At 67.2% G+C, this 14692-nt stretch carries 14 protein-coding genes; 11 read left to right on the top strand and 3 right to left on the bottom strand.

The genetic code is table 11. The annotated features are described in order from the left end of the window. Positions 1-71: 71 nt before the first annotated feature. Complete coding sequence (locus ACR9ZJ_RS15945; RefSeq protein ID WP_481288282.1) at positions 72-1547, bottom strand: phospholipase D-like domain-containing protein; 1476 nt, start codon at positions 1545-1547, stop codon at positions 72-74. Between the two features lie 37 nt (positions 1548-1584). Between ACR9ZJ_RS15945 and ACR9ZJ_RS15940 the strand changes: the two genes are divergently transcribed. From ACR9ZJ_RS15940 to ACR9ZJ_RS15930, 3 genes are all read left to right on the top strand, one after another. Next, complete coding sequence (locus ACR9ZJ_RS15940) at positions 1585-3531, top strand: acetyl-CoA hydrolase/transferase C-terminal domain-containing protein (RefSeq protein WP_481280154.1); 1947 nt, start codon at positions 1585-1587, stop codon at positions 3529-3531. A 387-nt stretch (positions 3532-3918) separates the two neighbouring features. Next, positions 3919-5178 carry a flavodoxin-dependent (E)-4-hydroxy-3-methylbut-2-enyl-diphosphate synthase gene (gene ispG, locus ACR9ZJ_RS15935; protein WP_371024107.1) on the top strand — a complete coding sequence of 420 codons (1260 nt, stop codon included), beginning with the start codon at positions 3919-3921 and terminating at the stop codon, positions 5176-5178. A gap of 66 nt (positions 5179-5244) precedes the next feature. Further along, positions 5245-6075 (top strand): aldo/keto reductase, encoded by an 831-nt coding sequence (locus ACR9ZJ_RS15930; protein WP_481280155.1) that lies wholly within the window; start codon positions 5245-5247, stop codon positions 6073-6075. Between the two features lies 1 nt (position 6076). On the opposite strand, the gene ACR9ZJ_RS15925 is transcribed toward ACR9ZJ_RS15930, so the two are convergent. Then, entirely contained in the window at positions 6077-6442 is a 366-nt protein-coding gene (locus tag ACR9ZJ_RS15925; RefSeq protein ID WP_481288281.1) for a peptidase C13, read from the bottom strand. A gap of 131 nt (positions 6443-6573) precedes the next feature. Between ACR9ZJ_RS15925 and ACR9ZJ_RS15920 the strand changes: the two genes are divergently transcribed. Next, entirely contained in the window at positions 6574-6888 is a 315-nt protein-coding gene (locus tag ACR9ZJ_RS15920) for a hypothetical protein (RefSeq protein WP_481280157.1), read from the top strand. 181 nt (positions 6889-7069) lie between these two features. On the opposite strand, the gene ACR9ZJ_RS15915 is transcribed toward ACR9ZJ_RS15920, so the two are convergent. Beyond that, positions 7070-7768 carry a YdcF family protein gene (locus ACR9ZJ_RS15915; RefSeq protein WP_481288280.1) on the bottom strand — a complete coding sequence of 233 codons (699 nt, stop codon included), beginning with the start codon at positions 7766-7768 and terminating at the stop codon, positions 7070-7072. Positions 7769-7909: 141 nt separating this feature from the next. Between ACR9ZJ_RS15915 and ACR9ZJ_RS15910 the strand changes: the two genes are divergently transcribed. The 7 genes from ACR9ZJ_RS15910 to galE all read left to right on the top strand — a co-directional run. Beyond that, entirely contained in the window at positions 7910-8533 is a 624-nt protein-coding gene (locus ACR9ZJ_RS15910; RefSeq protein WP_481280159.1) for an XrtA/PEP-CTERM system exopolysaccharide export protein, read from the top strand. Between the two features lie 32 nt (positions 8534-8565). Beyond that, positions 8566-10098, top strand: a complete 1533-nt coding sequence (locus tag ACR9ZJ_RS15905; protein ID WP_481280160.1) for an XrtA system polysaccharide chain length determinant — start codon at positions 8566-8568, stop codon at positions 10096-10098. A 2-nt stretch (positions 10099-10100) separates the two neighbouring features. Beyond that, positions 10101-10868, top strand: coding sequence for a P-loop NTPase family protein (locus ACR9ZJ_RS15900; RefSeq protein WP_481280161.1), 768 nt, complete (start codon positions 10101-10103; stop codon positions 10866-10868). Between the two features lie 62 nt (positions 10869-10930). Continuing rightward, on the top strand, positions 10931-12289 hold the full coding sequence (locus ACR9ZJ_RS15895; RefSeq protein ID WP_481280162.1) for an outer membrane beta-barrel protein: 1359 nt from the start codon (positions 10931-10933) through the stop codon (positions 12287-12289). Between the two features lie 2 nt (positions 12290-12291). Further along, positions 12292-13068: an alpha/beta fold hydrolase gene (locus tag ACR9ZJ_RS15890; protein WP_481288279.1), complete on the top strand. Its 777-nt coding sequence runs from the start codon at positions 12292-12294 to the stop codon at positions 13066-13068. Further along, positions 13068-13904, top strand: a complete 837-nt coding sequence (locus ACR9ZJ_RS15885) for an alpha/beta fold hydrolase (protein WP_481288278.1) — start codon at positions 13068-13070, stop codon at positions 13902-13904. The genes ACR9ZJ_RS15890 and ACR9ZJ_RS15885 overlap by 1 nt, the downstream gene beginning before the upstream one ends. Next, positions 13901-14692: UDP-glucose 4-epimerase GalE (gene galE / locus ACR9ZJ_RS15880; RefSeq protein WP_481288277.1), on the top strand; the 792-nt coding region annotated here is incomplete at its 3' end. The genes ACR9ZJ_RS15885 and galE, both read left to right, overlap by 4 nt.

The raw sequence follows: 14692 nt of genomic DNA, 5'->3' as shown, positions 1-14692 counted from the left end.
CGCCGCTGAAGCGGCTCCCACAAAGACGCGAGCTATTTCTGTGGGAGCCGCTTCAGCGGCGATATGAGCCTTCAGTCCGAAGGCGGCGCCTGGTCGACTGGCGACGGCCCGCGTTTCCTGCGCTGGCGCAGGCTCCACCAGCTCACGGCCAGGTTCACGGTGAACCATGCGCCGATAAGGGCCAGCGGCCATGCGATCACCGCGGGCCAGAGCACTCCGACCACCGTCAGCAGCAAGGCCGCCGCCGCGCCGGCGAGCAGCGGCCCGGTTTCGGTGTCTCCCAACACCCGGTGCTGGGTGATCGCCGCACCCACGGTGTTGGCGATGCGCAACGCACCGGCGGCCGCACGTCCGGAACTTCCACCGCTTCGCCGGGGACGTGGCGGGCGTGGTGAACGGCTGCGCAGGCGTTCGTTGCCGGCACGATAACGCGGCCGGTGCAGCAGGATTTCCGTGGCGTTCTCCAGGTCCGCTTCGTACTGGTGCGCCAGTTGCGTGGCGAAGCCCGCATCCTCGACCGCGACATCGATTTCGCGGTTGCCCAGCCAGCTCGCGATATTGAGGTTGGACGATCCCACCCGTGCCCAACGTCCGTCGGCCACGGCCGTTTTCGCATGCAGCATGGAACCGTTCCATTCGAACACACGGATGCCCGCCTTCAGCAACGGCCGGTAACCCGAACGCGACATGCCGGCCACCACCGGGATATCGCTGCTTCCCGGTACCAGCAGGCGCACGTCGACGCCATCGCGGGCCGCGGCGCACAACGCCTGGACGTAAGGCGCCACGCCGACGAAATAGGCGTCGGTAAGCCACAGTGTTTGCCGCGCCATGGCCGCGACCATCTGATCCAGGCGATACATGCCGGCCGTGCTGGGTTGGGTGGCGATCACGCGCAATGAGACATCGCCGGCGGCGATGCCGGTCGCGGGAAGCAGGCGGTCGTCTTCCGGCAGCGGTTCTCCGGCTTCGCGCCAACTGTCGGCGAAGGCATGTTCGATTTCGGCGATCGCCGGACCGCGCAGCCTCACGCCGGTATCGCGCCATGGCGGAACGTTACGCGACGGATCGCCCAGCCATTTCTCGCTGAGGCACACGCCCGAAAGAAAACCGACCTCACCGTCCACCACCAGCACCTTGCGATGATCGCGGCTCACCCACCCGAAGGAGCTGCCCAGCCTGGGCGGGTTGTAGATGCGGACCTGTCCGCCGGCCTCGCGCAGCGGCGTCCAGAAGGAGGATCGCGACTGGCCCAGGCAACCGATCCAGTCACCGATCACCGCCACGAAGACGCCGGCCCTGGCTCGCTCCACCAGCGCGTCGCGGAAGGCCTTGCCGATGCGGTCGTCGCGGATGATGTAGTTCTCGAGGAACACGTGGCGGCGCGCGGCTGCGATCGCCGCCAGCCACGCGTCGAAGTGGGCTTGCGCATCGATCAACAACTCGACCGCGTTGCCACCGATCAGCGGTGCTCCCGCGCTGCGGCTCAATGCCTGTTCGGCGAACAGGCGGCTGGAAAACCCTGTGCTGCGGTGACGGACGTTCATGGCGTCGAGTGTATCGGCATCTGGCATCATCGCCGCCATGGCATCGATACCGCGTGACCGAGACACCGAAGCCGCCGTCGAGGCGATCCTGCAGCGCACGGGTGGCCATCCCCGGGTGGCGGCGCCCCTGGGCCTGGGCAAGCCGCATGCCTTGCTCAATGCCCTCTACCGCGCGGTGCAGGGACGCGACGACCGCTCGCTGACGATTTTCACGGCGCTGTCGTTGACCCGGCCATCACCGGGAAAGGGGCTGGCCGCTCGCTTCGCCGCGCCCTTCCTCGCCCGCCATTTCGGCGAGGGCTACATGGACCTCGATCATGCGATCGCACAGGCCCGTGATGCGCTGCCGGCAAACATCCATGTGCATGAGTTCTACATGCAATCCGGCGCGCTGCTCGGGTCCGGCTCGGCGCAGCGTGACTACATCAGCCAGAACTACACGCACGTGGCTCGCGACCTGGTGGGGCGCGATATCGACGTGCTGGTCCAGCTGGTGGCGTTGCGCGACGGCCGGATCAGCCTCTCGTCGAACCCGGACCTGACCTTCGACTTCCTCGACGACCTGGCGCGGGCGGGCAAGCCGAAACCGTTCTGCGTCGCCGTCGCCCATCCTGACATGCCTTACGTCAGCGGCCATGCGGAAGCGGAAGACGGCCTCTTCGACCTGCTCGTCGAGCCCGAGGTCTCGCCGCCGCTGTTCGCCTTGCCGCGTTCGCCGATCGAACCGGCGGAGTTCGCGCTCGGCATGCATGCGAGCGCGCTGGTGATGGATGGCGGCACGCTGCAGATCGGTATCGGCGCCTTGTCGGACGCGCTGGTGCGCGGGCTCCTCCTGCGGCACGAACAGAACGGCGCCTGGCGCGAAGGCCTCGGTGCCCTCGATACCACGGGGGGCACGCGCCGATGCATGGATGGCTGGGGCGGAGGCTCCGCCTTCACGACAGGCCTGTACGGCGCGAGCGAAATGGTGATGGACGGCTTCATGCACCTGCAGCGCGCAGGCGTCCTGCGCCGGCGCGCCTATGACGATATGGAGCGCGAGCGTCGCGCGGCGGCGGGGGAAGACGTCGGCGCGGCAGGAGGTCATTACCTGCGCGGGGCGTTCCTGCTCGGTTCGCGCGAGCTGTATGCCTGGATGCACCGCTCGGAAATCGACGATCCCGACGCGATCGACATGTGCCGCGTGTCCAACGTCAATCACCTATACGGCGATCACCAGCCGCTGGCCGCCTTGCAGCGTCGCGGCGCCCGTTTCTTCAACACCTGCATGATGGCGACATTGACCGGAGCCGCCGTCTCGGATGGGTTGGAGGACGGCCGTGTCGTGAGCGGCGTCGGTGGACAGTTCAACTTCGTGGCGATGGCGCATGAACTTCCCGGCGGGCGCTCGATCCTGCTGCTGCGTGCCACGCGCGGCAAGGGGCGCAAGGTGGCGTCGAACATTCGCTTCAACTATGGGCATACAACCATCCCGCGCCATTTGCGCGATGTCTATGTCACCGAATATGGCGTGGCCGACCTGCGTGGCCTGTCGGACGAGGCATGCGTGGAAGCGATGTTGTCGATCGCCGACGCGCGCTTCGTGGACGGGCTGGTGGAACAGGCCAAGAGGGCCGGGAAGCTCCGGCCGGATTTCGTCGTGCCCGAGGCCTGGCGGGGGCATACGCCCGAGGGCCTGGCGGCGGCGCTGGAGCCGATGCGGCGGCGCGGGTTGCTCGACCCTTTCCCCTTTGGTAGCGATTTCACCGATGTGGAGCGGCGGCTGCTGCCCGCGCTGGGCTGGCTGCGCGACGCGGGGAAGGGGACGTTGCTGCGGGCGTTGCTGGCGCCGGGCCGGCCGGTGGACGGTGAAGGCGAGGCGCTGGAGCGGCTGGGGTTGGGACGGCCTGGCTCGGTCGTGGAGCGAGTGGAGCGACGATTGGTCCAGGCGGCCCTGCGGCGACAGGTGCGGCCACCACCCGTCCGGACACCGCGGCAAGCCTGAATCGCCGACAGGGTCGGCTCCCACCGGGTTGCCGCGCCTGGGTGGGAGGCTGGCCCCAGTCTGGTAGGAAGCTGGCCTCAGTCTGGTAGGAAAGCTGGCCTCAGCCTGGTGGGGAAGCTGGGCCTCAGCCTGGTGGGGAAGCTGGGCCTCAGCCTGGTGGGGAAGCTGGCCTCAGTCTGGTGGGAGCCGACCTTGTCGGCGATCCCGCGGCAGCGGGCCAGGGTGCGGCAAGCTCCCATCGCCGCTGAAGCGGCTCCCACAACAGCTCCCATAACCAGCTCCCACGACGGCTGCCACGACGGCGGCCACAACCAAAGTCTCGACCAGACCCTCGACCCGCTTCGACGGTCGGCGAGCGGTCATGACGATGCGCTAAAATGGGCAGCTATGACCGAAGACCTCACCAGCCGCCCGCGTCCCGCGGAAGCCGGCGCCCGCCGCCCCAGTACGGGAGTCCTGATCGACCGTGTCCACGTCGGTGGTGGGGCCCCGATCGTCGTCCAGTCGATGACCAACACCGACACCGAGGACCCGGCATCCACGGCGAAGCAGGTGGCCGAACTGGCCCGTGCCGGTTCCGAACTGGTCCGCATCACGGTGAATACGCCGGCTGCCGCCGCGGCGGTGCCGCGTATCCGCGAACGCCTCGACATGATGGGCGTCTCCGTGCCGTTGATCGGCGATTTCCACTACAACGGCCACCAGCTGCTCGAAGGCGAGCCGGCCTGTGCCGAGGCGCTGGCCAAGTACCGCATCAACCCGGGCAACGTCGGCTTCGGCAAGAAGAAGGATTCGCAGTTCGCCTCGATCATCGAGATGGCCATCCGCTACGGCAAGCCGGTGCGCATCGGCGCCAACTGGGGTTCGCTCGACCAGTCGATGGTCGCCGCCCTGATGGACGAGAACGCCAGGCGCGCGCAACCGTGGGACGCGGGCCACGTGGCCCGCGAAGCGCTGATCCGTTCGGCGCTGGATTCAGCGGCCCGCGCGGAAGACCTCGGCTTGCCGCGCGACCGCATCATCCTGTCGTGCAAGGTATCCGGCGTGCAGGAGCTGATCGCGGTCTATCGCGATCTCGCGCGCCGTGCCGATTACGCGCTGCACCTCGGCCTCACCGAGGCGGGCATGGGCTCCAAGGGCATCACCGCGTCCAGCGCCGCGCTGGGCGTGCTGCTGCAAGAGGGCATCGGCGACACCATCCGCATCTCGCTCACGCCCGAGCCGGGCCAGTCGCGCACGGCCGAGGTGATCGTCGCGCAGGAGCTGTTGCAGACGATGGGCCTGCGTGCGTTCACCCCCCTGGTCACGGCGTGCCCGGGGTGTGGCCGCACCACCAGCGAATTCTTCCAGGAACTGGCGAAGACGGTGCAGGGCCACGTGCGCGAGCAGATGCCCCTGTGGCGCGTGAAATACGACGGCGTGGAAAACCTGACGCTCGCCGTCATGGGTTGCGTGGTGAACGGTCCGGGCGAATCCAAGCATGCCAACATCGGCATCTCGCTCCCCGGCAACGGCGAAGCGCCGTCTGCGCCGGTATTCATCGATGGCGAAAAGGCCATGACCCTGCGTGGCGACAACATCGCCGACGAGTTCGTCGCGATCCTCGACAACTACGTCGAAACCCACTACGCCGCGCGCGGCGACTGATCGTCACGCCTCGCATGCGGGGCCGTCCGTCATGATGACGGGCGGTCCGACCCGCAGGAGACAGGCATGGCATACACGATCCCGAACCTCGCCCTCAACGACGGCAACAGCGCGCCCCAGATCGGTTTCGGCGTGTTCCAGATTCCCGATGCGGAGACGGCGGATGCCGTCGCGCACGCGCTTTCCGCCGGCTACCGCTCGATCGACACGGCCGCCATCTACGGTAACGAGGCCGGCGTTCGAAAGGGCATCGAACGTTCCGGCGTACCGCGCGGCGAGATCTTCCTCACCACCAAGCTATGGAACGCCGAGCAGGGCTTCGATGAAACGCTGCGCGCGTTCGACGCCAGCCTGGAAAAGCTCGGCACCGATTACGTCGACATGTACCTCATCCACTGGCCGACGCCGAAACGCGATCGCTACGTGGATACGTGGAGGGCCTTCATCCGCTTGCGCGAGGAAGGCCGCGTCCGCTCCATCGGCGTATCGAACTTCCAGCCCGCCCACCTCGACCGCATCGTCGAGGAAACCGGCGTGGTGCCGGTGGTGAACCAGATCGAGTTGCACCCGGATTTCGGCCAGCGCGACGTGGTGGCCGCCAACCAGCGGCACAAGATCGTCACCGAATCGTGGAGCCCGCTAGGCCAGGGCGGTGACCTGCTGAAACAGCCCATGCTGGTCGAGATCGGCAGGAAGCACGGCAAGACCCCGGCCCAGGTCGTCCTGCGCTGGCATGTGCAACTCGGCTACATGGTGATCCCGAAGTCCGTCACACCCGAGCGCATCGCGGCGAACATCGACGTTTTCGATTTCGAACTGTCCGCCGGGGACATGAAGGCCATCGACGGACTGGAAGCGGGTAACCGCATGGGCCCGCATCCGGACCAGCTCAACTGAGTCAGGGATCCATCGTCACGTCGATCTCGACCGGGTAGGGCGCCGGCGCCTTCGGTGGCGCCGGTAGTGCCCATGCATTGAACTGGCCAGCGAAGCAGCGGGCGACCGGCGTGGCCGGACGCACCTCCACCTGGCTGGAACGACCATCGGCGGCCACCTCCGCCACCAGGGTGAACGGGCGCTTGTCGGCCGGGGCGTTGCTGGCGATGCAGTCTTTCAATGCATCGGCCGCGGGATCGCCGATGCGGTCCCACATGGCCGACTGCCACGCCTTGCCGTCCGCTTTCCGTTCCAGCGCCTTGGCGGCCTGGACACGTGCTTCGAAGCCGTCACCGGCGGCGAGTGCGAGGGCAAGGGCGAATAGCATGGGCGTCTCCACGGGCGAAAGCCGCGAGCCTAGCAGGGCGGCCCCGGCTTCACACGGTATGGTGCTCCGTTCGCACGCTCTTGCGCCGGTGCGCTACCATCGGGCGGATGCCGTACCGCACGGGGGTGAGGATGAAACGAGCGATCGCCGTGGCCGTCGTCGCGGCCGGAATCGCCGGATGTCAGGGCATGGCGGCGAAAATCGCCAGGCTCGACGTGGGCACGCAACGCGACGAGGTGATCGAACGCCTTGGCCGCCCCGATTCGGACCGCAGCATCGTCGGATACGAGGTGCTCAACTGGTTCGACCGTCGGCCGGGCAGGTTTTCGTTCTCCCATAAGGATTACACCGTCGTGCTGAAGGACGGCAAGGTCGTCCAGTTCGGCCCCGGTCTCATCCGCCGCGATGGCAAGACCTCCTTGCAGATCGAAACCGACGACCCGTAAAAAAGTCGGTGTGAGCCGTCACCTGGTGGGAGCCGACCTTGTCGGCGATCCCGCGGCAGCGGGCCAGCTCGCGGCAAGCACCCATCGCCGACAGGGTCGGCTCCCACCGAAAAGCTGGCTTTTGCGGAAAAGCCGGTTTCCACCAGAGCCTTCCCGAGCGACCAAACAAAAAACCATAACGTCAGATCCAGCCGCGTTCGCGGTAGATCCACAAGGCGACGTACTCACGCAGGCATCGCGCGGTGAGCGTGAGCGCGTCGCGCCGCGGCAGCCAGGATGACGCGCCTTCCAGCATGGCGTGCGTGTCGGCGGTGGGCACGGCGGATACCGCGAGTCCTTCATGCCGAAACGCGGCCGCGGCGCGACGCATGTGGATGGGCGAGGTCACCAGCAGGATCTCCGACAAGCCGCTGGCTCGCAGCAGCGACGCCGAATTGTGCGCGTTCTCGTGGGTGTTGCTGCTCGTGTCCTCGATCCGCAGGTCGCGGGCCGGTACGCCGGACACCTCATAACCCTGTGCCAGCGCCCGCGCCTGGTCGCTGCCCGACACCAGCAGCACGGGCGCGAGGCCGGCCCGCCACAGCGCAAGGCCCTTGCCCGCCCGCGTCGTCGCGCGCGACCAGTCGTTCACGGGCAGCGTGTCGCCGCCAAGCACCACGATGGCATCCGCGCGCGGCGTCGCGCCGGGTGCCGGCGTCGCCAGCGCACCGTGCAAGGCGAGGGCCACGGCCGGCGTGGAAGCGAACCATATCCATGCCACGGCGACCAGCGCCGTCACCAGTGCGGGCACCTGCTTGCGCAGGAGCACCAGCAGCACCGAAACGACACCCAGCAGCAAGGCCTGCAAGGCGGGGTGCAGCAGGCGCGGGGCGATGTCCATGAGCTCGGCCACGGCCCAAGCATCACCCGAAACGCTTCCATATACCTTCTGCCGAATGGCATAGGCGGGCTGTTGAATAGACGCGTGACCACATTGAAATGACGATAGCCACTGAGGAAGTCACAGGGGTGGGTGGACGTCATGAAACAGTGGAACCGTGCAATCGTACTCGTCGCCGTCGTGTTGTCGACCGCCTGCGCCACGAGCGGAAACACATCGCCACCGCCGAAGCCGGACGCCGCCACGCAGGCGGTGGACGCCTACCTGATCGGCGTGGACGACCAGTTGCAGGTCACCGTCTGGCACAACCCTGATCTCAGCGTCAGCGTGCCCGTGCGGCCGGATGGCAAGGTCACCGTTCCCCTGGTCGGCGACATTCCGGCAGGTGGCCGTACCACCGACCAGGTCGCCACGGAAATCCAGCAGAAGCTGGGCCAGTACATCCGCGATCCGCAGGTGGCGGTGATCCTCACCGCGCTGCGCAGCCACGAATACCTTTCGCGTATCCGCGTCACCGGCGCGGTGCGCAGCCCGATCTCGATCCCGTACCGGCAGGGCATGACCGTGCTGGACGCCGTGCTCGCCGCCGGCGGCACGACGGAGTTCGCCGCGGCCGATCGCACCGAACTCTACCGCCGCAACGAGGGTGGCTCGACCCAGTCCTATGCCGTGCGGCTGGAGAAGATCCTCCAGCAAGGCGACCTGGCGAACAACTATCCGGTGCAGCCCGGTGACGTGATCACTGTTCCGCAACGCACTTTCTGACCGGCCCGCCGCGGCGGGTGCAAGGGGTACATATGAGCGGGGAACTCGTTCCTTTCACGGGCATGCTGCCCGCACTGATCGGCGAAGCGCGCAGGCGGCGTGTCGTCATGGGCTTCGCCTTCGCGGTCATCGCGCTGGCGGCCCTCGGCATCGGCTCCGTCTGGCCGAAGAAGTACGAGGCATCGACCACGATCCTCGCCCAGGAGGCGAGCATCATCACGCCCCTGATGGAAGGCGCGGCGACCGCGACCGGCAACAAGAACCGTGCCGGCATCGCCCGCGACGTGATCTTCAGCAGGAAGGTGCTCGACGAAGTGCTGGAGGCCGGTGGCTGGCTCGCCACGAACCCCTCGCCGCTGGAGCGGGACAAGATCGTCGACGGCATCAAGTCGCGCACGAAGCTGGTCAACAATCGCGACAACCTGATCACGATCAGCTATTTCGATTCCGATCCGAAGCGCGCCTTCGAAGTCACCCGCGCGTTCGGCCAACTCTTCATCAGCGAAAGCCTGGCCTCGAAGCAGCGCGAGAGCCGTGAAGCCTACGAGTTCATCAATAGCCAGGTCGAAGCGTACCGGATGAAGCTCACCGACGCGGAAGACAAATTGAAGGCGTACCGGGACGCCAATGCGGACGCGCGCCCCGGCAGCGAGACCGACACCAACACGCGGATCAGCCAGCTGCGCACGCAGATCGAAAACAACCGCATGGATTACATGCAGAGGCAGTCGCAGGCGGCCGTGCTGTCCGCGCAACTCAATGGAGAGTCCGAGGTCAACGCCGTGCAGACGGTGGGGGGCATCTACCAGACCCAACTGGCCGACTTGCAAGGGCAGCTGGACAAGCTGCGCTTGAACTACACCGAGGATTACCCGGACGTGATCCGCCTGCGTCACCAGATCGAAGACGTGCGCCGGCAAGCGCAGGCCGCGGACGCGCAGCGCGCCTCCGGTGGCGCCATCCCGCTCGATCACGCCGTCACGATGAATCCCGTCTACCAGCAGATGCGCCTGCAGCTCGCCGCCGTTCGCGGCGACGCGGCGGCCAGTGCCGCACGGGTCGGCGCCAGCGAGGCGATGCTCCAGGCCGAACTGGAACGCAGCAAGCGCATCGCCAATTCCGAGAACGTGACCGCTGAGCTTACCCGTGATTACACGGTCAACCGCGACGTCTACCAGGACCTGCTGAAGCGTCGCGAGAACGCGCGTGTCTCGATGAACCTCGATGCCGAACAGCGCGGCCTGACCTTCATGGTGCAGAACCCCGCGATGATGCCCCTGGTGCCATCCGGCCTGCGCTTCATGCACTTCGGCCTCGCAGGGCTGGCACTGTCGCTGGCGATCCCGCTCGGCCTGCTGTTCGCGGTGGCGCGGTTCGATCCGCGCATCCGTTCGGTGGCCCAGCTTGAACGCGCGACGGGCTTTCCGGTGCTGGCGGCGATTCCGTTCTACCCGACCCCGCGCGATCGTCGCCGCGAGCATCTGCACAACATGATGCTGGCCCTGACCGTCGTCGGCGTCGCCGCGGTGTACCTCGTGGTGTTCTGGCTGAGGATGAAGGGCTGACGATGAACAAGATGGCCGCTGACAATATCGAGATGGGCGACATGGTCGCCGACCACGACGACGAAACCCGCGCGACGCCCGGGCATTCCATCGCGCGGATGCGCGAAGAGGGTGGTGCCCTGGCGCCGATCGACTGCGAGCGCAAGCGCCTGATCCATCGCGAGGAGTCGGTCCGCCAGCAGTCCGATGCCTTCCGTGGCATCCGCACGCGGCTGCTGGAGATGGCTGGCGAGCACAACTTCGTGACCCTGGTGGTCTCCGTGAGTCCGCGTTCGGGTGGCAGCTTTGTCGCGCGGAACCTGGCCGCCGCCTTCGCCTTCGACGAATCCAAGACCAGCCTCCTGGTGGATTGCAACCTTCGTTACCCCAATCAGCACAAAGCCTTCGGCGTGGAACCGCGTACCGGAGGGCTGATCGATTTCCTGGAGCATCCCTCGCGCGGCATCGCGTCGATCATGTACCACACCGGGGTTCCGCGCCTGCGCCTCATCCCGGCCGGCAAGTCGCGCGAGAACAGCGGCGAGTACTTCTCCTCGTTCCGCATGCGTGCGGTGCTCGATTCGCTGCGCTGCCGCTATTCGGACCGGTACCTGTTCCTCGATGGCCCCCCGGTCAAGGGTTCGCCGGATGCCCGGATCCTTTCGGACCTGGCGGATTTCGTCGTGATCGTCGCCGGTTACGGCCGCGATACGCCGGCGACGATCAACCAGGCCGTCGCCAACTTCGACCCGGCGAAACTCGCCGGCGTGGTGTTCAACCAATCGCCGTGAGCGCGGCACCCTGGCACGCGGCCGGCAGGCGTCGTGCGCCGACAGGGGTAAAGGGAGGGAATATGCCGGCACCGTCCAGGCTCGCCCGCGCCATCGTGCTCGCGCTCGTGTCGGCACCCGGCGTGGTGCTGGCCGGCACGCTCGATTACACGCTCTATGCAGGATTGGAGCACAGCAACAACATCGCCTTGTCGTCGAGCCGGCCGGTCAGCGGGAACGTGCTGACCCCGGGCGGCACCTTCCAGTTCACCCAGATGGGCTCGACCTTCCAGGCCAACGTGGCCGGCACTTTCGAGTATCGCAAGTACCTGGGCAACGATTTCGATTCGCAGGCGCAGACCCAGCTGGCCGGGCAGGGCAACTGGACGATATCGCCGGACCGTCTCGATTTCTCGGTGGAGGACTATGCCGGCGTGCAGCCGGTCGACCAGCTGTCGAGCAATTCGCCGGACAACCAGCAGCAGACCAACGTGCTGGTGCTGGGGCCGACCCTGCGCATGCGTTTCGGGGATGCCGCCCGCGGCCAGTTCGAGCTGCGCTACATCAACAGCTATGCGTCGAAGGTGGACGATTTCGATTCCTCGCGCGGCCTCGCCGCGTTCCGTGTCTACCGCGACCTCAGCCCCACCGACCAGTTGTCGGGCAATGTCGAGTTCCAGCGCGTGGACTTCACCAACCAGCCCAGCGAGGCGAACTACGACCGGAAGGAAGCCTTCGTCCGCTATACCAGCACGCTGGCGCGTTTCGACGTCGACGTGCTGGCGGGCGGCACGCGCCTCGAATTCGACGATGGTTCCAGCAAGTCGGCGCCGCTGGCCCGCCTCAGCCTCGGCTGGCGGCCCAGCGTGCGCAATACCGTGTCCGTCACCGGTGCCTACCAATACGCCGACGCGGCGCAGGACCTCATCGCCACGCCCGGCGTGTACGACGCCACGGTGGCCGACCGCGTCGAGGCATTCGACCCGTTCGCCGCCACGGGTGGCCTGGGTCGTGGCAACGGCACGGGCGTGGGCGTGGGCAGCGCGGTGATCGGCTCGCAGGTCTACAAGGAGAAGCGGCTGGAGGCTACCTGGAACTGGCGCTCGGAACGCATCGTGCTGACCGTGTCCCCGTCCTTCAACAAGCTGCGCTACATCGGCGATCCCACCTTCGACCAGACAGACAAGGGCATCAGCGTGGGCGTGGGCTACCGGATCCGTCCCACGCTGACCCTGACCGGCTACGCCACGGGAAGCCGCCTGACCTACGACAGCCTCGCGCGCAAGGACACCACGGTGCGCCTGGGCCTCGATCTCGGCCAGCAGGTGAATCGGCACTGGAGCTGGCATGTTTCCGCGTCCCGGGAGAGGCGTAGCAGCGATGCGGCGGGCCAGGATTATCGCGAGACCCGGTTCTTCGTCGGCGTGGTCTACCGGAGGTGACCATGCGAACCGATGCCGAGATCCCATTCTTCTTCGGTCCCGCCGGCGATCTTTTCGGCATGTACCACGCACCGGCCTTGCCGGCGCGCCGCGCGTTGCTGATGTGTCCGCCGCTGGGACAGGACCTGATCCGCTGCCATCGTCTCTATCGGCAGCTGGCGCAGGCGCTCGCCGCGCAGGGGCTTGCCGTATTGCGCTTCGACTACTACGGCACGGGTGACTCCGCGGGAGGGAGCGCCGAGGTGGATTGGGAACGTTGCGTCGCCGATGCGGCGGCCGCCGCCAGCGAACTGCGCGCGCGTGCGGGCACCGATCGCGTGGTGGCCTTCGGTGCGCGCCTGGGCGCCAGCGTGGCGCTCGCCGCCTCGGATCGCGCGCGTTTCGCCGAAGTGATCGCCTGGGACCCCGTGCTGGATGGCGGCGATCACGTTTCCGCGCTCGATGCCTTGCAGGTGGCGCTGCGTGACGACATGGAGCGCTTCACCCGTCCGCGCAGCGACGCCGACATCGCCGAGCAGTGGCTGGGTTTCGACGTTGGCGACCGCTTGCGCCAGCAGCTATGCGCCTTGCGCCTGCATGCCGTGAAGGTGCCCACCCTGGTGCTCGATTCGCTGCCCGCGGCGCCGTCGTCACGCTGGGAGCGCATCCTCTCGCCGCGTGGCGCGGTCGTTCCGATCGCTCCTGCCACCCCATGGGACGACCTGCGCCGGCTGGAAAGCGCGATCCTCTCGCAGCCGCTGATCCAGGCCGTCAGCGGCCGCCTGAAGGAGACCGCGTGATGCGCGAGGAAGCCCACCGGTTCGGCCGTGGAAACCACCTCGTCGGCATCGCCGGCGTACCCGTGGAGGCGACCGGCGAAACCGGCGTCATCGTGGTGAACGCGGGGCTGGTCCATCGCATCGGTCCCTTCCGCCTGCATGTGGAACTGACCCGGCAGCTCAATGCCAGTGGCTATCCCACGCTGCGCTTCGACCTGTCCACGCTGGGCGACAGCACCGCCACCGGCGGTGGCCAGACACGAACCCAGCAGGTGTGCGCGGACCTGGACGACGCGATGAACCTGCTCAAGGCCCGCGCGGGCTGCGAGCGTTTCGTGCTGGTGGGGTTGTGTTCGGGTGCCCAGAACGCGCATATCGTCGCCGCCACCGATTCGCGCGTATCCGGCGCGGTGTTCCTCGACGGTTACGCCTACCGGACGCTCGGCTACAAGCTGCGCCATTACCTGCCGCGCGTCGTCGATCCGGGCCGTTGGGCACGCCTGCTGCGGCGACGCGGTGGCGCGAACGGCATCGGCGGCAAGCCGGCCTCCGAACCGGTATTCGCGGTGGCACCCGCGCCGCGCGAGGAAGTCATCGCCGATTTCACCGGCATGGTGGGCCGTGGCATGAAGTTGTACCTGGTCTATTCGGGCGGCATCAGCAACTACTTCAACCATGCGCGGCAATTCCGCGAATGCTTCGGCAAGGTGATGAGCCACCCGGCGGTCACCACGCGGTATTCCGCCGAGTCCGACCATACCTACATCCTCACCGGCGACCGTGCCCGTCTGCTCGATGGCATCGGTGGCTGGCTCACGCAGAATTTCCCGCCGGCCGCGGCCGGGAGGCACGCATGAATTCGGTCCTGGTCACGGGCGGCGCCGGTTATATCGGCAGCCACACGGTGCAACAGCTGGTCGAACGCGGCGATCGCGTCGTGGTGATCGACAACCTCTCGACCGGGTTCCGCGAGGCGGTCCGCGGCGCTTCCTTCGTCGAGGGCAACGTCGGCGACGGCGACCTGGTGGCACGCGTGCTGGAGGCGCACCGCGTGGATGCCGTGTTGCACTTCGCCGCGCATACGGTCGTTCCCGAATCGATGAGCGACCCCCTCAAGTATTACGCCAACAACACCGGCAACACGCGGAACCTGCTCGCATGCTGCGCACAGGCGCGCGTGGACAAGTTCATCTTCTCGTCCACGGCCGCCGTCTACGGAACGACCGAGGCGGGCATCGCCGACGAGGACACGCCCACCCAGCCGATCAATCCCTATGGCCGCTCCAAGCTGATGTCCGAGACGATGCTGCGCGACTGGTGCGACACCGGGGCGATGCGCCATGTGATCCTCCGCTACTTCAACGTGGCCGGTTGCGATCCCCAGGGCCGGATCGGCCACTCGACGCCGGAAGCCACGCTGTTGATCAAGGTGGCCTGCGAGCACGCAGTCGGGAAGCGGCCGTGCGTGGCGATCTATGGCACGGACTACGACACGCCCGATGGCACGGGCGTGCGCGATTTCATCCATGTGGAAGACCTGGCGGCGGCGCACCTTCGCGCACTGGACCACCTGCGCGAAGGTGGCGCGTCGCTCACCCTCAACTGCGGCTACGGCCATGGCTACAGCTGTCTCTTATACACATCT

This window comes from Luteibacter sp. KNZ12-1A (assembly GCF_056755675.1).
This window is presented reverse-complemented; position numbering and strand designations above follow the sequence as displayed.